Below are 21,799 nucleotides of genomic sequence, written 5' to 3'. Positions count from 1 at the left end.
ATGCAAAACGAAGAACAACACATGGAGCATCGTCATGGCAAATGGTCCGCCTGAGCGCCTGCTGCCCGGCTCCCCCTGGCCGCTCGGGGCGACGTGGGACGGACTCGGCACCAACTTCGCCGTGTTCTCCGCCCACGCATGGCGCATCGAGTTGTGCCTCTTCGACCCCACCGGCCGCAAGGAACGCATTCGCTACACCTTGCCCGAATGCACCGACGAGGTGTGGCACGGCTATCTGCCGGGTGCGCATCCCGGCACCGTCTACGGCCTGCGCGCGCATGGGCCCTATCAGCCGCATCTGGGGCACCGCTTCAATCCGCACAAGCTGCTGCTGGACCCCTACGCGAAGCAGCTCATCGGCCAGTTCCGCTGGTCGGACACACTCTATGGCTACCGCGCGCATTCGAACCGCGTGGACCTCTCGATCGACCGGCGCGACTCGGCACCGGCCATGCCCAAGTGCGTGGTCATGAACGACAACTTCGACTGGTCGCGCGACCGGCGGCCCAATACGCCGTGGGGAGACACCGTGATTTACGAGGCGCATCTGCGCGGTCTTTCGATGCAGCGTCACGATTTACGCACGCACATGCGGGGCACCTTCGCCGGGCTAGCCGCGCCGCGTTTCATCGAGCATCTGCACAAGCTCGGCGTGACGGCCATCGAGATCCTGCCAGTCCACGCGTTTCTCTCCGAGCGCTTTCTGATCGATCGCGGGCTGCGCAACTACTGGGGCTACAACGCGGCCGCGTTCTTCGCGCCCGAGCCCAGCTACCTGGTGGGCCACGACACCGACGAAATGCGCATCGCCGTGCGGCAGCTTCATGCAGCGGGTATCGAAGTCTTTCTCGACGTGGTCTACAACCACACCTGCGAAGGCGGCGAAATGGGGCCTACCGTCTCGTGGCGCGGCCTCGACAACGCCAGCTATTACCGCTGCGTGCCAGGCGACGAGCGCCACTTCATCAACGACACGGGCTGCGGCAACACGCTCGACCTATCGCATCCGCGCGTGCTGCAGATGGTCGCCGACTCGCTGCGCCACTGGACCACGTCATATGGCATCGACGGCTTTCGCTTCGACCTTGGCGTGACACTCGGGCGCGAGCCCGCAGGCTTCGACCCGAACGGCGGCTTCTTCGACGTGCTGCGCCAGGACCCGGTGCTTTCGCAGTGCAAGCTGATTTCCGAGCCGTGGGACGTGGGCCCGGGCGGTTATCAGCTTGGCAACCACCCGCCCGGCTTTTCCGAATGGAACGATCGCTTTCGCGACAGCGTGCGGCGCTACTGGCGCGGCGCGCCGGGCCAGCGCGCCGACCTCGCGGCGCGCCTGACCGGCAGTGCGGACCTGTTCGACAAACGCAAGCGCCGGCCCTGGGCGTCGATAAATTTCGTCACCTCCCATGACGGCTTCACGCTCGCCGACCTCGTTTCGTACGAACGCAAGCATAACGAAGCCAACGGCGAAGAAAACCGCGACGGCCACAATGAAAACTGGAGCGCGAACTGGGGCGTGGAAGGCCCGACCGACGACCCCGCCATCCTCGCCACGCGAGCGCGCGTGGCCCGCTCGATGATGGCCACGCTCCTCATCGCGCTCGGCACGCCCATGCTGCTCGCGGGCGACGAGGCCTGCCGCACGCAACGCGGCAACAACAACGCGTACTGCCAGGACAACGACATTTCGTGGTTCGACTGGGCGCTCGCCGACACGCCCCAAGGCAAGGCCATGACGCGTTTCGCCGCGCGCGTTATCGCGCTGCGCCGCGAACATCCGCTGCTGCACGAAACGCGCTTTCTGTTCGGCGAGCGCGAACTAATGCCCGGCGTGCATGACATCGACTGGTTCGACGAACGCGGCGAATCGCTCTCGCCCGAGGCCTGGCACGACCCGGAAGCGAGCGCGTTCACCCTGCGGCGCGCGGGAGCGGGACTCCACGGCCAAATGGAAGTATTGTTGATGATGCTGAACGCTTCGCAGGGCGCGGTGACATTCGTCGCGCCCGCGCCGCGCATGGCATGGGAGGTACTGCTCGATACCGCGCGTCCCGACGCGGCGCCCTACGCGCTGCCCGACACGACGTACGAGCTGGCTGCGCGCGCGCTCGCCGTGCTCCGCGCCCGTCCGGCGCGAGCCGACACGCACCGGCCAGCGGGCACGCGCGGCGACGCGCCCACGCCGGACCCGCGCCGCACGCCGGGCGCGTCCGGGTCGGGCGCCCCCGCGGGCCCGGACGAAGCCGCCGCTGGATAGGAACAGGACGCAACCAGGAATCCACCATGTCCCCGCTTTCGCACGATCCGCACACCCGCCAGTACATGCATTGCCTGCCGTTCGGCGCGCAGCTGATCGGCGCGGCGCACGCGCAGCCGCATACGCGCTTTCGCTTCTGGGCGCCGTCGTGTCAAACGGTGCAGGTCGTGTTCGAGAACGTGAGAGACGCGCCGCCGCTCGACATGACGCCGAGCGGCAACGGCTGGTTCGAAGCGCAGGCGCCGTGCGGGCCGGGCACGCTGTACCGCTACTGCATCGACGGCCAGCAACGCGTACCCGACCCCGCATCGCGCTTCCAGCCGCAGGGCGTGCACGGACCGAGCGAAGTGCTCGACCCGCGCGCGTACGCCTGGCAGCATGCGCACTGGCAAGGGCGCCCCTGGGAAGAGACCGTGATCTACGAGCTGCACGTGGGCGCGCTGGGCGGATATCAGGGTGTAATGAAACGTCTGCCCGCGCTGGCAGCGCTTGGCGTGACGGCCGTTGAACTCATGCCGCTCAACGACTATCCGGGCGAGCGCGGCTGGGGCTACGACGTCGTGCTGCCTTACGCGCCGCACGCGGCCTATGGCAGTCCTGAAGAACTGAAGGCGCTGGTCGATGCCGCGCATGGGCTGGGGCTGCAGATGTTCATCGACGTCGTCTACAACCACTTCGGGCCCGACGGGAACTGGCTTGGCCACTATGCCAAGCCGTTTTTCCGCCAGGATGTGAAGACGCCGTGGGGCGAAGCGCTCGACTTCGACCGCTTCGAAGTGCGCGACTTCTACTGCGACAACGCGCTCTACTGGCTCACGGAATATCGCTTCGACGGTCTGCGCATCGACGCTGCGCACGCGATCGGCAACACCGACTGGCTGCGCGAACTGGCCGACCACGTGAAGGCGCGGGTCGAGCCCGGCCGCCATGTGCACCTCGTGCTCGAAAACGAGCACAACGAAGCCAATCTGCTCGAATCGCACTTCAGCGCGCAATGGAACGACGACGCGCATCACTGTTTTCATGTGCTGCTGACCGGCGAATCGGAAGGCTACTATCGCGCCTTCACGGACTCCCCCATCGGCAAACTCGCGCGCGTGCTCGGCGAAGGCTTCGTGTACCAGGGCGACCCGTCGCCCGTGCATGCGGGCAAGCCGCGCGGCGAACCGAGCGCGCACCTGCCGCCTACCGCGTTCGTGATGTTTTTGCAGAACCACGACCAGATCGGCAACCGCGCGCTCGGCGACCGGCTGCGCACGCTGGCCGACGACGACGCCCTGCGCGCGGCCACGGCAATGCTGCTGCTATCGCCGCAAATTCCGCTGCTCTTCATGGAGGAGGAATACGGCTCGACGCAGCCGTTCCAGTTCTTCACCGCCTTCACCGGTCAGCTCGCCGATGCGGTACGCGAAGGCCGCCGCCGCGAATTCAAGGCATTCACCGCGTTCAATGACGAGGCTAGCCGCGCGCGCATTCCCGATCCGAACGATCTGCAGACCTTCCTGAATTCGTCGCCACTGGCCGACGCGCCGCTCGACGGCGAACGGCTCGAATGGATGCACTTCTACAAGTCGGCGCTATGCGTGCGCGCGCATTTGCTCATGCCGCGCCTGCGCCACACACGTGCGCTCGGCGCGACGGTGCTCGCCGACGACGCGGCGAACGGCCTCGCCGCGCTCGTCGCGCGCTGGCGCCTCGATGATGGCGAAACGCTCACGATCGCGCTGAACCTGGGCCGCGACGGCGTGCTGCTCAATCCACGGCCCGAGGGCATGGTGATCTTCGAAACGCCGCCGCGTGCGCGCGACCATGCCGACAATGGCGTGCTGCCCGAGAGCGCGTGCATTGCATGGCTCACCGGCAACGTACCCGAGTATTCGAGCGAACACGACGCGCGCGTCGTGCATCGCGAGGAGCCCAACGCATGAGCACGGCGCGCCGCAGCGAAACGCTCGCGACCCTGGCCGCACGCGCGGGCTTCGAGGTCGAATGGACCGACGCGCACGGCGCCGTGCAGCGCGTACCCGACAGCACGCTCGCCGCCCTGCTGGAATGCGCGGGCCTGCCTTGCGCCAACGCCGCGCAAATCCGCCAGAGCACCTCCGCGCTCAATGCGGAACAGTCGGCGCGGCGACTGCCGCCGCTCATCACCACCGAATACGACAGCGCGATCGAACTGCCGCCTTCGGCCGTACGCGCGGGCAGCCACTATCGTATCGACCTCGAAAGCGGCGAGCATATCGAAGGCCGCTTCACCTCGCCGCGCGGCGAGAGCGCACTGCTCGCGCCGCTTGCGGAGCCGGGCTATCACACGCTCACCGTCAACGACCACCGCTTGACGATTGCGGTCGCGCCGCCGCATTGCCATACCGTCGCCGACGCCTGGCGCGCCCGTCACGGCGACAGCGGCGTGGTGCCGCCGCTGTGGGGCCTCGCCGCACAATTGTATGGACTCCGACGCAATGGCGACGGCGGCATCGGCGACTACACCGCGCTCGCCGCACTGGCAGCGGAAAGCGCGCGGCGCGGTGCACAGGCGCTCGCAGTCAGCCCGACCCATGCGATGTTCAGCGCCGAGCCGGGCCACTTCAGCCCCTATTCGCCTTCATCGCGCCTGTGGGTCAACGTCGCGCATATCGACCCCGCCGCGGTATTCGGCGCCAAGGCCGCGCACGACGCGAGCGTGGCCGCGAACGCGCTCGACGCCTGGCGCGAACTCGAAGCCGCGCCGCTCGTGGACTGGCAGCGTGCGTTGCCGCTCAAGCTCAAGGTGCTGCGCGCGCTGTTCGAGCGCTTCGACACCGAAGAGCGCGCGAGCGGCTCGCCGCATGCCGCTGCCTTCGACGCATTCCGCGCACACGGCGGCGAGGCGCTCGAAGACCACGCGCGTTTCGAGGCGCTGCAGGAAGCCATGCTGCGCGGACCCGGCGGCGAGCGCCACTGGCGCGACTGGCCCGAACCGCTGCGCGACCCGCGCAGCACCGACGTGGCAACGTTTGCGCAGGAGCACCGTCGCGAAGTCGACTTTCACTGCTTCCTGCAATGGCTCGCGGCGCAAGGGCTCTCGGGCGCGCAGCGCAGCGCGCGCGAGGCCGGCATGGCGATCGGCCTCGTCGCCGACCTCGCCGTGGGCTGCGACGGCGCCGGCTCGCACGCGTGGTCGCTGCCGCAGGACATGCTGCAACGCGTTTCGGTCGGCGCGCCGCCCGACATCTTCAACCAGGCCGGGCAAAGCTGGGGGCTCACGACGTTCTCGCCGCGCGCCATGCACAACAACGGCTTTCGCGCGTTCATCGACATGCTGCGCGCGGCCTTCGCCCATGCGGGCGGCGTGCGCATCGACCATATCCTCGGGCTGCGCAGGCTCTGGCTCGTGCCCGAAGGCGAAAGCGCGCGCCACGGCGCGTATCTGCGCTACCCGTTCGACGACCTCGTGCGGCTCATCGCGCTCGAATCGTGGCGGCATCGCGCGATCGTGATTGGCGAAGACCTCGGCACCGTCCCGCCAGGGCTGCGCGAACGGCTCGCCGCGCACGGCCTCTATGGCATTCGCGTGCTGTGGTTCGAGCACGACGGCAAGGGTTTTCTCGCGCCCGCGCGCTGGGACCCGCACGGCGTCGCGACGACCACCACGCACGACCTGCCGACCGTCGCGGGATGGTGGAGCGGCGCGGACATCGACTGGCGCAACCGCATCGGCCAGACGCTCCCGCGTGCCGACGGGCTCGACCCCGTCGCGCTCGACCACGCGCGGCGCGCGACAGATCGCGTCGCGCTCTGGCACGCGTTGCAGCACAGCGGGCTCGCGCCGCGCGACACCGATCCGCCGCCCGCCGACGATCCGCCCGTGAATGCCGCGCTCGCCTATGTCGCGGCAACGCGGAGCCCGCTCGTCACCTGCCCGCTCGAAGACCTGCTCGCGTTGTCCGACCAGCCGAATCTGCCCGGCTCGATCGACGAGCATCCGAACTGGCGCCGCCGTCTGCCGATGCCCGTCGAGACGCTGTTCGCCGATGCGGCCGTCTCCGCGCGCGTCGAAGCCATCGTACGCGCACGCGACGCCGTCGCGCGCACGCCGGCCGACCCGAGCGCCGGTGCAGGCGCAAACGACGCCAACTCAACCGCCAGCTCGGCGCCACGTGCGCCGGAAAAGAAGCCGACGCCATGACACACCCTCGCGCGACGCTGCGCCTGCAGCTCCATCACGGCTTCACGTTCGTCGACGCGCTCGCGCAGCTCGACTACTTCGCCGCGCTCGGCGTGAGCCATCTCTACCTTTCTCCCGTCACGACCGCGCAGCCCGGATCGATGCACGGCTACGACACGGTCGACTACGGCACGGTGAGCGCGGAGCTGGGCGGCGAAGGCGCGCTGCGCCGCTTCGCCGCGAAAGTGCACGAGCGCGGCATGGGCATCATCGCCGATTTCGTGCCGAATCACATGGGTGTGGGCGGCGGCCACAACGCCTGGTGGCTCGACATCCTCGAATGGGGACGTCACAGCGCGTACGCGCGCCACTTCGACGTGGACTGGCACTCGCCCGACCCCGCCCTGCGCGGCAAGGTGCTGATGCCGTTTCTCGGCGCACAGTACGGCGAGGAACTCGCCGCAGGTCGTATCGAGCTGAAGTTCGACCCCGCCGCCGCGCGCTTTTACGTGCAGTACGGGCCGCACGTGTGCCCGATCTGCCCGACCGATTACGCGGCGCTCCTGCAGTCCGCGAACCGCGCCGACCTGAACACGCTCGCCGGGCCATTCCAGGGCCTCACGACCCAGCCCGACGACCAGGCGCGCGCCGCCGCCGGGCGCGACGCGCTGCGCGCGTTCGTCGAGCGGGCCGGCACGGACCCCATCGATTTCGTTCTGGAATCCTATACGAGTAGCGACCCGGTGCCGCGCGAGCGGCTACACCGCCTGCTGGAACGCCAGCACTTCCGGCTCGCGTGGTGGCGCACCGCCACCGATGAGATCAACTGGCGGCGCTTCTTCGACATCACCGCGCTCGCCGGCGTGCGTGTGGAACGTCACGACGTGTTCGAGGCCGTGCACAAGCTCGTGTTTCGCCTCTACGCCGACGGCGTGATCGACGGCCTGCGCATCGACCATATCGACGGACTCGCGGACCCGCGCGAGTACTGCGAACGCCTGCGGCAACGGCTCGCTGCGCTGCGCGCCACGCCGCCCTACATCGTGGTCGAGAAGATCCTCGCGCAAGGCGAAACGCTGCGTGACGACTGGCCGGTACAAGGCACGACCGGCTACGACTTCATGAACGACGTGGGCGCCTTGCTGCACGACCCCGCGGGCGCCGCGCCGCTCGCCGAGGCGTGGGCCGCCATTGCAGGCGACGACCGGCCGTTCGCGGCCTACGCGCTCGACGCGCGCCGCGAGATGCTGGCCGCCTATCTCCCCGCGGAACTCGACCATGTGACGCGCGCGCTGCACCGCATCGCGCGCGAACTCCCGGGCACGCGCGACACCACCTATGCATCGGTGCATCGCGTGGCCGCGCATCTGGCCATGTCCTTCCCGATCTACCGGATCTATCCGGTGAACGGCTTGCGCAGCGCGCTCGACAACCGTTACTTCGACGTTGCGCTCGACGCCGCGAGATGCGCGCTGCCGCGCGCGAGCCTCGCGGCGCTCGACCTGGTCGACGGCTGGCTAGGCGGACGCGCCCCCGAACCGGCCGCGACCAACGCCAGTAGCGGCAGCGGCAACAGTGGCAACACTAGCGGCGGTGCCAGGACGCCACGCGCCGCGCCAGCCGTCGCGAACGCGAGCGCGGGCAACAGCCAGGCGAATACGCCGCTCAGCCACGCGCTGATCGCGCAACGCACGGCGCTCGCGCTGTTCTCGCAGCTCACCGCGCCGCTCGCGGCGAAGGCCACGGAGGACACGGCGCTCTATCGCTACGGCCGCCTGCTGTCGCGTAACGAAGTGGGCGCAGACCCCGACGATTTCGCGCGCACGCCGCACGACTTTCATGCGACGAACCGATTGCGCCAGCGGCGTCCTTATGGACTGCTCGCCACGGCCACGCACGACCACAAGCGCGGCGAGGACGTGCGCGCGCGGCTCGCCGTATTGAGCGAGATTGCGGGCGACTGGAGCGCCACGCTGCGCGCCTGGTCGACGCTGAACCAGACGCATCGCCGCAACGAAGGGGCGGCCGGTGCGGCCTGGTCGCCCGGACCGACCGCCGAGGCGATGCTGTATCAAACGCTGGTGGGATGCTGGCCGCCCGAGTTGGACCCCGGCGACGAAGCGGGCGTGCACGCGCTCGCGGAGCGCGTCTCGACGTGGCTGCTCAAAGCATTGCGCGAAGCGAAGCTGCGCACGAACTGGCTCTCGCCTGACGAAACCTATGAATCGGAGTGCCAGGCATTTCTCTTCGATATCCTCGCACCGCAACGGCGCGACGGCTTCCTGCAGGCGCTGGCCGAATTCGTCGCGCGCGTGGCGCCCGCAGGGGCGCTCAATACGCTGCTGCAAACGGTGCTGCGGCTCACCTCGCCGGGCGTGCCCGATCTCTATCAGGGCACCGAACTCTGGGACTTCAGCCTCGTCGATCCGGATAACCGGCGGCCCGTCGATTACGCCGCACGCGCGGCCGCGCTCGATGAGCAAGCGCCCGCCGCGAAGCTGAAGGACTGGCGCAACGCACAGGTGAAGCTGGCCACCGTGCACCGCCTGCTCGCGCTGCACTCGCGCGCGCCCGAACTGCTGCGCGAAGGCGACTATCTGCCGCTCACAGTCAGCGGCGCGCAGGCCTCACACGTGATCGCGTTCGCGCGCCATCACGGCAATGCGTGGGCCGTCGTGATCGGCACCCGCCTCGCGGCAGGGTTGCTGGATGGCGACACCCCGCTCGTCGCGCCCGAACGCTGGGAAGATACGGCCGTCGAATTGCCGAAAGGATGCGCACCAGCCACGCTATATGACTGGCTCAGCGACGCCACGCACACGGTGCGCGAAGGCGGTACGCTCGCGCTGCGCGACATCCTGGGCGCAATGCCCGTAGCCGTGCTCGCCACACTCACGCGCAGCTGAGCGGCACTCGAGGCGCGCTCAGCCGCCCTCGTCCTCGAGATCTTTCGGATACACGCGCACGAGCACGATGCGCGGCCCCTTCATCTTCTTCACGACGATGTCGAAGCGGTCGAACTCCACGCGCTGCCCTTCGGTGGGCAGATCGTTGAGCGCGTGAATCACCAGGCCGCCCACCGACTCCGCGCGCCCTTCGTCGATGTCGATGCCGAGCGCCTGCTCCAGCGACACCACAGGCAGGCTGCCGCGGCCCATCAACGTGCCGTCGTCCATGCGGGTCCAGTCGGTGTCGGCCTGGTGAAACTCGTCGTGAATCTGGCCCACGAGCGCACCGAGCAGATTGTCGAGCGTGAGAAAGCCGGCCGGGCGTGCGTTCTTGTGCCCCACCAGCGCGAAATGCGGCGCGCCCTTGCGAAAGCGGCGGAACAGTGCGAGCGCGGGCGTGTCGGGCCGCACGTACTGCACGGGGCGCACGAACTTGCCGAGATCGCTGAGTGCGTTGCCCGCCTCGCGCGCGAGCAGCAGGTCCTTCAGGTGGATGAGGCCCGCCACGCGTTCGCCCGCGGCGTCCTCGAACAGCGGGTAGCGGCTGAAACGATGGCGCGCCACGATCTGCATGTTCTCGCGCAGCGAAAGGTCGCGGCGCAGGCCCACCATCTCGTGCGTAGGCCGCATGAGGTCGGATATCGTGAGACGCGAGAAGTCGAGCGAATGGGCGAGCGTGTTCCATTCGTCGGCGCTATAGGCATTCGCAGCCGGCGCGGGGAGGAGCGGCACCGCGCCGCCTTTTGCGCCGCGCGGCTCGTGCATCGCGTCATGCGCCTCGGCCTGGGCGGCGGCGCGGCGGCTGCGCAGGATCAGCTTGAGTTCGTCGGTCGAATAGTGCGTGTCGTGGCCGTGCCCCGACGAAAGGCCCGCGAGACGCAGCACCGCGTTCGCACTCGAATTGAGCACCCAGATCGCGGGATACATGGTCCAGTAGAAGCCGTAGAGCGGCATGGCCGTCCACAGCGAAATCTTCTCGGCCTGGCGGATGGCGAGCGACTTCGGCGCCAGTTCGCCCACCACGATGTGCAGGAACGAAATGACCGTGAACGCGAACACCAGCGAGATGGCGTGCACGAGATCCGCCGATTGCACGCCTAGCAGTTCGAACACCGGCGCGAGCAACTGCGCGAAAGCCGGCTCGCCAATCCAGCCGAGGCCGAGCGAAGCGAGCGTGATGCCGAGCTGGCACGCGGAAAGATAGGCATCGAGCTGGCCGTGAACCTTGGCGAGCAGGCGGCCGCGCAGGCCGTGCTGCTGCGCGAGGCTCTGCACGCGCGTGGCGCGCAGCTTGACGAGGCCGAACTCGGCCGCGACGAAGAAACCGTTGAGGGCAACGAGCAGGAACGCCCCGATGAGGGCGAGAAGCTGGATCAAGACACATGGCTCCGAGAGACGAAGCGCTCAGTATAAGGGTGCAAGGTGAGTGAAAGGTGCGGGCGGGCTCAATACGACCCGCCGCGCACGCGGCGGTCGTTCGTGCGCGACCCGGCTCGATCCCCGCTCACACGCCATTCAGCGGCACATTCAGCGCAAGCACCATCGCCTCGCCCTCGCCCACTAGAGCCGGCGCCTCGAAGCGTCCGCCATGCGCCTCGGCCACGCGCTGGCACAGCGCCAGCACCCAGGCGTAGCGCCCCGCTTCCTGCTGCTCGCTCGCCTGGGCGCGCGCGAACGGTTCCAGCACGTGCGCCAGCGCGTCGTCGGTAAGCACCGCACGCGTGGCGTGCCATCGCACTTCCAGTTGAGCGGCAGTGGCGCTCGCGCTCGCCGCGAGCGCCACGCTGGCTCCCTGAGCACTCGTTTCCGCCGCGAACACCAGCATCAGCCACAGCGCCTGCGCAATGCGTTCGCGGTCGCCGTCGAGCGTCGCCGCGCCTGTCGCGTCCTGCACCGCGAACGTCACGCCGCGCGCATCGCCGAGCGCGGCGCGGGCATCATCCACGGCCTCGCCGATCAGTGCCGCGACGGCGAACGGCGCGCGCTCGATACGCAGCTTGCGCGTTTCGGCGCGCGTGGTATCGACGAGCGTTTCGAGCAGTTGAACCTGCTGCTCCACGCCCGTGCGAATGCCGCCCAGCGCACGTTGCGCGGTGGCGTCGGCGTTGTCGATCTTGCGTTCGAGCACGTAAGCCCAGCTATGGATTGCATTGAGCGGGCTGCGCAGATCATGCGAGACGCGCGAGAGCACGTGGTCGCGCATGAACAGCGCTGCCTCGGCGCACAGGCGCGCCGTGCGCTCGGTTCGGTTTTGCGAAGTCGACACCATCTGATTCCTCGTATTTCGCCACAAGCCGGGCGAGCGGTCCCCCATTATAGGCAGCGGGTTGCGAGCAACCGGCGTGCCTGGCTAGCCGCTGCCCGCCCGGCCCTGCAAAGCGCCTACAATAAGCGGTTCAACCTATCCGAATCAGGAGTTTTTCCATGTCTATCGTGACCACCGAATCCGGCCTCAAGTACGAAGACCTGACCGAAGGCACCGGCGCCGAAGCCAAGGCCGGCCAGACCGTCAGCGTGCACTACACCGGCTGGCTCACGGACGGCCAGAAGTTCGATTCGAGCAAGGACCGCAACGATCCGTTCGCCTTCGTGCTGGGTGGCGGCATGGTCATCAAGGGCTGGGACGAAGGTGTGCAGGGCATGAAGGTCGGTGGCGTGCGCAAGCTGACGATTCCGCCGCAACTGGGCTACGGCGTGCGTGGCGCGGGCGGCGTGATTCCGCCGAACGCGACGCTCGTGTTCGAAGTCGAGCTGCTCGACGTCTGATGCCCGCTTGACACTTCACGGCGCTCGCCTGACTTGCAACCGCAACCGGTCAACATGAATCCGCATCACCACGCTCCCGTCACCGCGCCCGGCGTCGAACTGCGCCGCTACGGCGCGATCGAGGAAACCGATCTGCACGATTTTCACCAGATCGTGCTCGGTCTCGACGGCGAGATGGAGATGACCGTGAACGGCCGGGGCGAGCGCATCGACAGTTGTTCCGCGTGGCTCATTCCGGCGGGCGCGCGGCACGACTACATGGGTATTGGCGATAACCGCCAGCTCGTGCTCGACCTGCCCGCGGCTACGCTCGCGGTGCCCGAACGGCTTTTCGACACCGCGCGCGCCGTGCGCCTCGACCCTGCGCTCACGCAGCTCGTGAGCCAGATCGCGCAGCGCGCCGCCGCGGCCACGCCGCCGCGCGACAGCGCCGACCTGCGCGCGCGCCGCTTTCACTGGGACGCCTCGGCGCGCCTGTGCGCGGCATTCATCGCACAAACCGGCGTGGCAGCCAGCGCCCCATTCAGCGCGGCTGCCGGGCTGGACTTCGCCCGCATCGACCGGTGGCTGCGCGCGCATCTCGCGCAGCCGCTGCGCATTGCCGATCTCGCCGCGCATTGCGGCTTCGGCATGCGGCGCTTTCATCAGCTTTTTATCGAAGCGTTCGGCGAGACGCCGCATCGCTACTTGCAGCGGCTGCGGCTTGACACGGCGCTCACGCTGCTCGCCGACCCGCGCACCTCGCTCACCGACATCGCGCTCGAAGTGGGCTTCGGCGACCAGAGCGCGTTCACGCATGCGTTCACACGCCGCTTTGGGCTCGCGCCCGGCCAGTGGCGCGCGTTGCCGTCACACTGAGCGCGCAGGCGCGGCTCATTCGTCGAAGCGGTATTCCCACGCGGCACGTGCGCCCACCGTCACGTGCTGGCCCGCTCCCGTCACGACCATCGCGTTCTGGCCGAACGTGAGGCCGCCGTCCACGCGCGGATCGGCGCGAAACACGGCAAGCGTGTCGAGCGGCTCGGTGGGCCACTGCGCGTCGCGCTCGCCCGACTGCTGATCGATCGTCGTGATCGGGCAGCGCGCGCAGGGCTTCACGAAGCGCAACACGATCTCTTCGCCGCCTGAAGCCGATTCGATGGCGAGCGTGTCGATGAAGTCTTCTTCGAATGCGTCGTCAATGTCGCCGACGACGATGTTCGGACGAAAGCGCGCCATCGGCACGGGCGGCGCGCCCTTCGCCGCGAGGCGCTCGTTGAGTTCCGCGAGCGACGCCTCGCTCGTCACGAGAATCGGAAAGCCGTCGGCGAATTGCGTGGGCGCGTCTTCGCCGTTCGTCCACTTCTTGCTCGCGAGACGCGTCACGTCGTGCGCGAAGCGCAGCAGGCGCACCGGCACGCCAATCGCCTGTGTGAACCACTGCGCCGCGTGATCGCCTTCGTCGAGCGCCTCGAAATCGTCGTCCCAAACCGAGGCCGGCACGCGCGCCTCGCCGCCGCGCGGCGCGAACGGCAGATGGAGCACTTCGCTCATGCCTTCCATGCTGAGGCGCACGCCGTCTTCGACGAACGCGGGCACGATGCGCGCCATGGCGGCGTACTGGCGCTGCGTGACGAGCCGGCCGTTCTCGTCGGCGACCATCCAGTGGCGGTCCCACTCGATACCCTTCAGGCCGAGCTGCGCATCGTCGAGCGCGATCGCGCCGCATGACTTCACGGGATAAACGAACAGCGCACGAACAATGGGCATGACGAACTCACGGGAAAGGAAAAAAGGAAATAGGCCGGGCAGCGCCCGACCCACGATCATACAACCGCTGCTTAAAACAGCTTACCGCGCCGCATCGAGCCCGCGCGCGAGATCGTTGCGCACGTCCTGCGCGTTTTCGAGGCCGACGGCCAGGCGGATCAGCCCTTCGGTGATGCCGGCCGCCGCGCGCGCTTCAGGCGTGATGCGGCCGTGCGTCGTCGTCGCCGGGTGCGTGATGGTCGTGCGCGTATCGCCGAGATTGCCGGTGATCGAACAGATCTTCGTGCCGTCGATGACGCGCCAGGCATTCGCGCGCTGCTGCTCCGGCGTGCCACCCTTCACTTCGAACGAGACAATTGCGCCGCCCAGCTTCTGCTGCCGCATGGCGAGCGCATGCTGCGGATGCGACTCGAGGCCCGGATAGAAAACGCGTTTGATGGCCGGATGCGTCTCCAGCCAGCGCGCGATTTCGAGCGCATTGCCGGACTGCTTCTCCACACGCAGCGACAGCGTTTCCATGCCCTTGAGCAGCACCCACGCGTTGAACGCGGAGAGCGTCGGGCCCGCGGTGCGCACGAACGGAAACACCTTTTCCATGATGAACGCCTTCGAGCCCACGAGCGCGCCGCCCAGCACACGGCCCTGGCCGTCGAGGAACTTGGTGGCCGAATGCATCACCACGTCCGCGCCGAATTTGAGCGGTTGCTGCAGCGCCGGGCTGCAGAAGCAGTTGTCGACCACGAAGAGCGCGCCCGCCGCCCGGGCGATCTTGCCCACGGCTTCGATGTCGGCCACTTCGGTGAGTGGGTTCGACGGCGTTTCGAGGAAAAACATCTTCGTTTCGGAGCGCGCGGCGTTCTTCCATGCATCGAGATCGGTCGGATCGACGAAGGTGGTCGTGATGCCGAACTTGCTGAAGATCTGCGAAAACATGGCGAGCGTCGAGCCGAAAATGCTCTGCGAGCTGACGATGTGGTCGCCCGCCTGCAGCGCGGCCATCACCACCGACATGATCGCGGCCATGCCCGAAGCCGTGGCGATGCACGCCTCGCCGCCTTCGAGCGTGGCGAGGCGCTCCTGGAACATGGTGACGGTCGGATTCGAGAAACGTGCGTACGTATAGGCGGTCTCGGAATTCCTGAAGCGCTCGGCGGCTTCGGCGGCGCTGCCGAAACAAAAGCTCGACGTGAGGTAGAGCGCTTCCGAATGTTCGTTGAACTCGCTGCGCAGCGTACCCGAGCGAACGGCCAGCGTGTCGAAGTTGAAGGTGTCGTCCATGTTCGTGTTCTCCGTGTTCTGAACAATCAGGCTTCAATCCTGCACGTGCAGGCGCAAAAAAGCCCGCTTTTGCGTCGGCAGAAAGCGGGCTTCGGAATCGGCGGGAACGCGAGCCTCACGCTCGCGTTTGCCGAAGGGATCACTCCACCGAGAGCTGCAGGTGCAACTGCGAGCGGGAGCCGCCGTCCATCGCGTCGCTCGCGGCGTCGCGGTCCGACTGCGCCTGGGGCGCGAGGCGCGCCGTCTCGATGTTGTCGAGGTACGTGCTCGTGATGTCGCCGGTGATGTAGTCGCCGTCGAAGCACGAAGCCTCGAAGCCCTTCAACTCCGGATTGATGTCGCGCACTGCCTGCTTGAGCGATTCCACGTCCTGATACACGAGGTAATCCGCGCCGATGATGCGCGCCACTTCGTCATCGGTGCGGCCGTGCGCAACGAGCTCGCCGCGCGTGGGCATGTCGATGCCGTAGACGTTCGGGTACTTCACGGGCGGCGCCGCCGAAGCGAAGATCACCTTGGTCGCGCCGGCGTCGCGCGCCATCTGCACGATTTCCTGCGAGGTGGTGCCGCGCACGATCGAGTCGTCGATGATCAGCACGTTCTTGCCCTTGAACTCGATGCCCATGGCGTTGAGCTTCTGGCGTACCGACTTCTTGCGCATGGCCTGGCCCGGCATGATGAAGGTGCGGCCCACGTAGCGGTTCTTGAAAAAGCCTTCGCGATATTCCACGCCGAGCTTGTTCGCGACCTGCATGGCCGCGGGGCGCGACGAATCGGGAATCGGCATGACCACGTCGATTTTCACGTCGGGCAGCTCGCGCCTGATCTTCTCGGCGAGATAGTCGCCCATGCGCAGACGCGCGTTGTACACGGGCACGCCGTCGAGCACCGAGTCCGGACGCGCGAGATACACGAGTTCGAAGATGCAGGGGTTCAGGCTCGGCGCCTGCGCGCACTGCTGCGAATGGAAGTTGCCTTCGAAGTCGATGAACACCGCTTCGCCCGGCTTCACGTCGCGCACGAACTCGAAACCGATACCTTCGAGCGCCACCGATTCCGATGCAAGCATCCACTCAGTGCCTTCCGGCGTTTCCATCTTGCCGATGCAGAGCGGGCGAATGCCGAACGGGTCGCGGAACGCGAGCAGGCCATGGCCGGCAATCAGCGAGACGATCGCGTACGAGCCGCGCAAGCGGCGGTGCACGCCCGAAACCGCCTTGAAGAGCGTCGCCGGATCGAGTTCGAGACCCGAGGTGGCGAGCTGCACTTCGTGCGCAAGCACGTTGAGCAGCACTTCAGTGTCGGAATTGGTGTTCACGTGGCGCCGGTCCACGCGGAACATCTCTTCCTTGAGCTGTTGCCAGTTGGTGAGATTGCCATTGTGAGAGAGCACGATGCCGAACGGCGCGTTCACGTAGAACGGCTGGGCTTCTTCTTCGCTCGACGCCGAGCCGGCCGTCGGGTAGCGCACCTGGCCGATGCCGGCGGTGCCGGGGAGGCTGCGCATGTTGCGCGTGCGGAACACGTCGCGCACCATGCCATTGGCCTTATGCATGTGGAACGTGCTGCCGTTCGCGGTGGCAATGCCGGCCGCGTCCTGACCGCGGTGCTGGAGCAACAGCAGCGCGTCATAGAGGAGCTGGTTGACGGGAGAGCGGGAAACTACGCCTACGATGCCGCACATGGCAGGTCCTTCAAAAAAGCGAAATCGGTAGCGGGTCGCCCAGCTTCATCAACACCGGTCGAGCGCCGCAAATGGGCAGTGTTGCCGGGAAGCTTCGCCTCGCATCGCGTCCGACCAGTTTCTGATCAGACGTGTACGTAGGCCGCGAGCGCCTCGGGCAACAGCGGTTTCAGTTCGAGCACGCCCTGCACGGCATAGGGCCGCAGCAGCGCGTGGCGCCAGAAGTCCTGCTGGGGCAGCTCGGTCAGCCCGCCGAGGACGACGAGGATCAGCACCAGCACGACGCCTCGCACGAGGCCGAACATCATCCCGAGCGAACGGTCCACGCCGGACAATCCGCTCACCTGCACCAGACGGCCGATCAGTGCGTTGCCCACGCCGGCCACGAGCACCACGGCAATGACGATCAGCGCGAAGGCGATCAGCCACTGGGTCAGCGCCCCACCCGGCCAGTTCGCCGGAATCCAGGGCACCACGCGGTCCACGTAGCGGCAGGCCACGAGCAACGCCGCGATCCAGCCGATCAATCCAAAAATCTCGCCGATCAAGCCCCGCCACGCGCCGCGCAGCGCCGACAGGCCTATCACCGCCATTACAGCGTAGTCGAATGCAGTCAACATCGACGGCTTATTCCGCGTTGGCGTTCGAGCCCGCCATCAGGCCGGCGCCGCGCACCCTGGCGATCGCCGCCGTGGCCGAAGCGCGGTCCGGGAACGGGCCCGCGCGCAGCAGCGTGCGCGTCGTGCCGTCGGCTTCCTTACGCTGTTCGGTATATGCGGGCACCCCCGCTGCTTTCAACTTCGTTACCCAATTGTTCGCCGTCGTGCCGTTCGAGAACGCGCCGAGCTGCACCGCGAAACGTGCGCCCGGGGGCGCCGCCGGTGTGGCGGATTCGGCTTTTGCGCCGTTTCCGTCGCTGGTGTCGTTGTCGTTTGCGGCGGGCGTTGTCTGCTTGCTGTTCGCGGCGACGGTCGTGCTGGCCGACGCCGCCGGCCTGGCGGCGGGCTTTTGCGTCTGGGCGGTTTGCGTCGATTGGGCCGCCGCGGCTGCCGCCTGGGCGGGCTTTTTGGCAGGCGTTGCCGGCGTCTTGTCCGTGCTTTGGGCGTTCTGCGTGGGCGCAGCGCCCGAAGCGGCCGCGAGAGCCGACGCGCCAGGCGTCGCTTCAGCGGCTGCGGGATTGTCGGGAGCGACGCCGGCTTGCGTGTCTTCGGCGTCGTGCTGGCGCGCGGCGGCCTTGTCGGCCGGGCGGCTCGGAATGTCGATGGCGATGTCGTCGGTGACGGGCTTCGGGTGCGAATCGAGCACCATCGGCAGGATCACGATGGCCGCGAGCACCAGCGCGATCGCGCCGACGAGACGGCGGCGCGCGCGTTGCTTTTCAGGGAGCGTGGGGTCGAGCAGCATCGCCTCGGCGTCGCCCGACCGGTCCGGCCGGCGGCTGCGCCGCTCCACACGCGAGCTCTGATTGCTGCGCCGGCTGGAGCCGGACTCAGTGCCGCGCCGTCGGGGCGCGTCAGCGTCATCTTTCTTGCCGAACGAGAAAATTCCCATGTATGGCTTGCTGTTGGCCTACCTGGCCTGTCTTACGTGGGCGGCGTGCGGGTGCCGGGCGGTCAATGTTGCTGCGACTTTCGCCAGGCCATGACCCCGGCAACCGTCAGAAAACTTCCGAAAACAATAATTCTATCATTTTCGGTTGCACGTTTTAGCGCATCTTGGAAGGCGGCGGCGGGATTTTCGTAGCGCGTAACGCTGCTATCGGCGCCGTCCGTCACGCCCGCATCGCGCAGCACTTCTTCAAGCTGTTCGGCCGTGGACGCGCGCGGCAGCGGCAGATCGGTCACGCACCAGTGGTCGATCTCGCCCTTCAGGTGCTCGACCACGCCCGCGATGTCCTTGTCGCGCATCGCGCCAAACACCGCGTAGGTGTACGGGAAATAGCCCATGCTGCCGAGGTTTTGCGCGAGCACGGCTGCCGCGTGCGGATTGTGGCCGACGTCGAGAATGATCGAAGGCTTGCCCGGCAGCACCTGGAAGCGCCCGGGCAGTTCGACGTTGGCGAGGCCGAGGCGAATGTCCTGCGCGGAAACCGGCAGGCGGTCGCGCAACGACTCGAGGCCCGCGAGCGCAGCCGAGGTGTTGATCAGCTGGTTCGCGCCGCGCAGCGCCGGATAGGCGAGCGCCGAGCGACGCATCGTCGGGCCCACGTAGCTCCATTGCTGGCGTTCGTTGCCAGGCTGCCCTTCGTAGCGGAAATCGCGGCCGAAGAGCCACAGTTCGGCGCCGATCGCCTCGGCATGGTCGATGAGCGACTGCGGCGCCATCGGGTCGGCGCAGATCGCGGGCTTGCCCGCCCGGAAGATGCCGGCCTTCTCGAACGCGATCTTCTCGCGCGTGTCGCCGAGGTATTCCGTGTGATCGAGGTCAATGCTCGTGATGATCGCGCAGTCGGTGTCGAGCACGTTGACAGCGTCCAGACGCCCGCCCAGACCCACCTCGAAGATCACGGCGTCGAGCCTGCGCGAGGCGAACAGATGCATGATCGCGAGCGTCGTGAACTCGAAGTACGTGAGCGTAACGGGCGTGGCGAGCGAATTGCGCGCGGCTTCCACGGCCTCGAAGTGCGGCAGCAGCTCCGCGTCGCTGGCCTGCTGGCCGTCCACGCGCGCGCGCTCGTTGAACTCGAGCAGATGCGGCGAGGTGTGGCAGCCCACGTGAAAGCCCGCCTTGAGCAGGATCGTTTCGAGAATCGCGCAGGTCGAGCCCTTCCCGTTCGTGCCGCCCACGGTGATGATCGGGCAGTCGAACTTGAGGTCCAGCGCGTCCTTCACCTGACGGATGCGGTCCAGCCCCATGTCGATGCCGACCGGATGCGCAGTTTCGAGGTGCGTGAGCCACGCGTCGAGGGTGGGAAAGGTACTCATCAGGATAGAAATTGCCAGGTGCTGCGCGTGAGACGCCGCCAACGGCGGAGGGTTCACACGAATGTTCCGCTTCGAAAGAACGGCATTATCGCGGAAATGACAACGCGCCGCTTGCTTTCGCTCGCGGCGCGTTAGGTAAAGCGTTGCGGCTTGCGGCACGGGCTGCGCCGCAGATCGCTCAAAGCAGGGTTCAAGCCACCGCGTCGGCGGGCTGACGCTGCAGCAGCGCCAGCATTTGCGCGATTTCGTCGCGCAGCTTGCGGCGGTCCAGGATCATGTCGATCGCGCCCTTCTGCAGCAGGAATTCGGCGCGCTGGAAGCCTTCCGGCAGCTTTTCGCGCACGGTCTGCTCGATCACGCGCGGGCCGGCAAAGCCGATCAGCGCCTTCGGCTCGGCGATCACCACGTCGCCAAGGAACGCGAAGCTCGCCGAAACGCCGCCCATCGTCGGGTCGGTCAGCACGGAGATGAACGGCAGTTTGGCTTCGGCCAGCCTGGTCAGCATGGCCGTGGTCTTGGCCATCTGCATGAGCGACAGCAAGCTTTCCTGCATGCGCGCGCCGCCCGAAGCCGTGAAGCAGATGAACGGCACTTGCTGCTCGAGCGCGTTTTGCGCGCCGCGGGCGAAGCGCTCGCCCACCACCGAGCCCATCGAGCCGCCCATGAACGAGAACTCGAAACAGGCCACCACCACGGGCAGCGTGCGGATCGCGCCGCCCATCACCACCATGGCGTCGGTTTCGCCGGTTTCGTCCATCGCCTCTTTCAGGCGGTCCGGGTACTTGCGGCTGTCCTTGAATTTGAGCGCGTCGACCGGAACGATCTCCTGGCCGATCTCGTAGCGGCCTTCCGGATCGAGCAGTCCGTCAAGACGCTCGCGCGCGTTGATGCGCATGTGGTGATCGCACTTCGGGCAAACGTGGAGATTTGCCTCGACGTCGTTGCGGTACAGAACCGCTTCGCACGACGGGCACTTGATCCACAACCCTTCCGGAATGCTCTTGCGGCTTTTCGGATCGGTTTGCTTGATCTTGGGCGGCAGCAGTTTATCGAGCCAGCTCATTGATGTTCCTTCCTTGACCTTCGTGATGCGCGGGCGCGGCGGATCGACCCAGTCAACCGATCGGTAAAACCGACCGGGTTCCGACCCCGACCGCGCATGGCGAAAAGTGGATTTTACAGCAGTCTCGAATCTAGCCAACCAGGCTAGCCTCCAGCACTACCCGGCGGAGACTTCGTCCAGCGCCGCGCGAATGCCCGTGATGAACTGCGTGAGCGTGTCGGCGGCCGTCTCCGGCGCAGCCTGTTCGAGCAGCTGAACGATGCGGCTGCCGATCACGACAGCGTCCGAAACCTGCGCGACGGCAGCGGCCGTTTGCGCGTCGCGAATGCCGAAGCCCACACCCACGGGCAGCGAGACATGCTTCTTGATCGCCGGGATTTTACCCGCGATGCTCGAAACGTCCAGATTCGCAGCGCCCGTCACGCCCTTGAGCGAGACGTAGTAAACATAGCCGCTCGCGGCACGCCCCACTTCGGCGATGCGCTCATCGGTCGAAGTCGGGGCGAGCAGAAAGATCGGATCGATGTCGGCGGCCTTCATCTTCGCCGCGAACTCGGCCGACTCCTCGGGCGGATAGTCCACCACGAGCACGCCGTCCACGCCCGCTTCCTTCGCGGCCTGCGCGAACGCATCGGCGCCCATGCGCTCGATGGGGTTCGCGTAGCCCATCAGCACGACGGGCGTCTTGTTGTCGGTTTCGCGAAAGCGCTTGACGTCGGCGAGCACGCTCTTGAGCGTCACGCCCTTCTCGAGCGCGCGCTCGGACGACTGCTGGATCACGGGGCCGTCGGCCATTGGGTCGGAAAACGGCACGCCCAGCTCGATGACATCGGCGCCGCCTGCGGCCAGCGCGTGCATGAACTCGACGGTGCGCGCGGGATCGGGGTCGCCTGCCGTCATGAACGGGATCAGGCCTTTGCGGCCTTGGGCGGCGAGCGCCTCGAACGTGGTCTTGATACGGGACATTTCAGGGTCCTCAGCTTTTA

At 67.3% G+C, this 21,799-nt stretch carries 16 protein-coding genes; 6 read left to right on the top strand and 10 right to left on the bottom strand.

The annotated features are described in order from the left end of the window. Positions 1-34: 34 nt before the first annotated feature. Genes glgX through treY form a run of 4 tightly spaced genes read left to right on the top strand, consistent with a single transcriptional unit; the run spans position 35 to position 9,307 of the window. Positions 35-2,254, top strand: coding sequence for a glycogen debranching protein GlgX (gene glgX / locus M3A49_RS33140; protein WP_266232730.1), 2,220 nt, complete (start codon positions 35-37; stop codon positions 2,252-2,254). 26 nt (positions 2,255-2,280) lie between these two features. Next, positions 2,281-4,182 (top strand): malto-oligosyltrehalose trehalohydrolase, encoded by a 1,902-nt coding sequence (gene treZ / locus M3A49_RS33135; protein WP_266232729.1) that lies wholly within the window; start codon positions 2,281-2,283, stop codon positions 4,180-4,182. Then, positions 4,179-6,422, top strand: coding sequence for a 4-alpha-glucanotransferase (gene malQ / locus M3A49_RS33130; RefSeq protein WP_266232728.1), 2,244 nt, complete (start codon positions 4,179-4,181; stop codon positions 6,420-6,422). Before treZ ends, malQ begins: the two co-directional genes overlap by 4 nt. Continuing rightward, positions 6,419-9,307, top strand: coding sequence for a malto-oligosyltrehalose synthase (gene treY, locus M3A49_RS33125; RefSeq protein WP_266232727.1), 2,889 nt, complete (start codon positions 6,419-6,421; stop codon positions 9,305-9,307). Before malQ ends, treY begins: the two co-directional genes overlap by 4 nt. Positions 9,308-9,325: 18 nt before the next feature. Here the strand turns inward: treY and M3A49_RS33120 are convergent, their stop codons facing one another. After that, positions 9,326-10,726: a hemolysin family protein gene (locus M3A49_RS33120; protein WP_266232726.1), complete on the bottom strand. Its 1,401-nt coding sequence runs from the start codon at positions 10,724-10,726 to the stop codon at positions 9,326-9,328. Positions 10,727-10,853: 127 nt separating this feature from the next. Continuing rightward, the gene (locus M3A49_RS33115) at positions 10,854-11,618 is read right to left on the bottom strand and encodes a sensor histidine kinase (protein WP_266232725.1); all 765 of its coding nucleotides are present in this window, start codon (positions 11,616-11,618) and stop codon (positions 10,854-10,856) included. A 155-nt stretch (positions 11,619-11,773) separates the two neighbouring features. Here M3A49_RS33115 and M3A49_RS33110 point away from each other — a divergent pair, with 155 nt between their 5' ends. Both M3A49_RS33110 and M3A49_RS33105 read left to right on the top strand, forming a co-directional pair. Further along, positions 11,774-12,115, top strand: a complete 342-nt coding sequence (locus M3A49_RS33110; protein WP_028202932.1) for an FKBP-type peptidyl-prolyl cis-trans isomerase — start codon at positions 11,774-11,776, stop codon at positions 12,113-12,115. Between the two features lie 54 nt (positions 12,116-12,169). Then, the gene (locus M3A49_RS33105) at positions 12,170-12,973 is read left to right on the top strand and encodes an AraC family transcriptional regulator (protein WP_266232724.1); all 804 of its coding nucleotides are present in this window, start codon (positions 12,170-12,172) and stop codon (positions 12,971-12,973) included. Positions 12,974-12,988: 15 nt separating this feature from the next. Here M3A49_RS33105 and M3A49_RS33100 read toward each other — a convergent pair whose 3' ends face one another. The 8 genes from M3A49_RS33100 to trpA all read right to left on the bottom strand — a co-directional run bounded on the left by M3A49_RS33100 (position 12,989) and on the right by trpA (position 21,779). Beyond that, positions 12,989-13,864 (bottom strand): MOSC domain-containing protein, encoded by an 876-nt coding sequence (locus M3A49_RS33100; protein WP_266232723.1) that lies wholly within the window; start codon positions 13,862-13,864, stop codon positions 12,989-12,991. A gap of 81 nt (positions 13,865-13,945) precedes the next feature. Beyond that, on the bottom strand, positions 13,946-15,142 hold the full coding sequence (locus M3A49_RS33095) for an O-succinylhomoserine sulfhydrylase (RefSeq protein WP_266232722.1): 1,197 nt from the start codon (positions 15,140-15,142) through the stop codon (positions 13,946-13,948). 139 nt (positions 15,143-15,281) lie between these two features. Then, entirely contained in the window at positions 15,282-16,826 is a 1,545-nt protein-coding gene (gene purF / locus M3A49_RS33090) for an amidophosphoribosyltransferase (protein WP_254354135.1), read from the bottom strand. A 125-nt stretch (positions 16,827-16,951) separates the two neighbouring features. Beyond that, on the bottom strand, positions 16,952-17,446 hold the full coding sequence (locus tag M3A49_RS33085; RefSeq protein WP_028202927.1) for a CvpA family protein: 495 nt from the start codon (positions 17,444-17,446) through the stop codon (positions 16,952-16,954). Between the two features lie 7 nt (positions 17,447-17,453). After that, positions 17,454-18,377 (bottom strand): SPOR domain-containing protein, encoded by a 924-nt coding sequence (locus tag M3A49_RS33080; RefSeq protein ID WP_266232721.1) that lies wholly within the window; start codon positions 18,375-18,377, stop codon positions 17,454-17,456. 62 nt (positions 18,378-18,439) lie between these two features. Then, positions 18,440-19,750 carry a bifunctional tetrahydrofolate synthase/dihydrofolate synthase gene (gene folC, locus M3A49_RS33075; protein WP_266232720.1) on the bottom strand — a complete coding sequence of 437 codons (1,311 nt, stop codon included), beginning with the start codon at positions 19,748-19,750 and terminating at the stop codon, positions 18,440-18,442. A gap of 190 nt (positions 19,751-19,940) precedes the next feature. Then, complete coding sequence (accD, locus tag M3A49_RS33070) at positions 19,941-20,813, bottom strand: acetyl-CoA carboxylase, carboxyltransferase subunit beta (RefSeq protein WP_028202924.1); 873 nt, start codon at positions 20,811-20,813, stop codon at positions 19,941-19,943. Positions 20,814-20,969: 156 nt separating this feature from the next. Beyond that, complete coding sequence (gene trpA, locus M3A49_RS33065) at positions 20,970-21,779, bottom strand: tryptophan synthase subunit alpha (RefSeq protein ID WP_266232719.1); 810 nt, start codon at positions 21,777-21,779, stop codon at positions 20,970-20,972. Positions 21,780-21,799: the final 20 nt, after the last annotated feature.

Origin of the sequence: Paraburkholderia sp. CNPSo 3076 (genome assembly GCF_026343935.1) — a bacterium.
GTDB classification, from domain to species: domain Bacteria; phylum Pseudomonadota; class Gammaproteobacteria; order Burkholderiales; family Burkholderiaceae; genus Paraburkholderia; species Paraburkholderia nodosa.
Note: the sequence above shows the minus strand (reverse complement) of the source record. Positions and strands in the feature narration are given on the sequence as shown.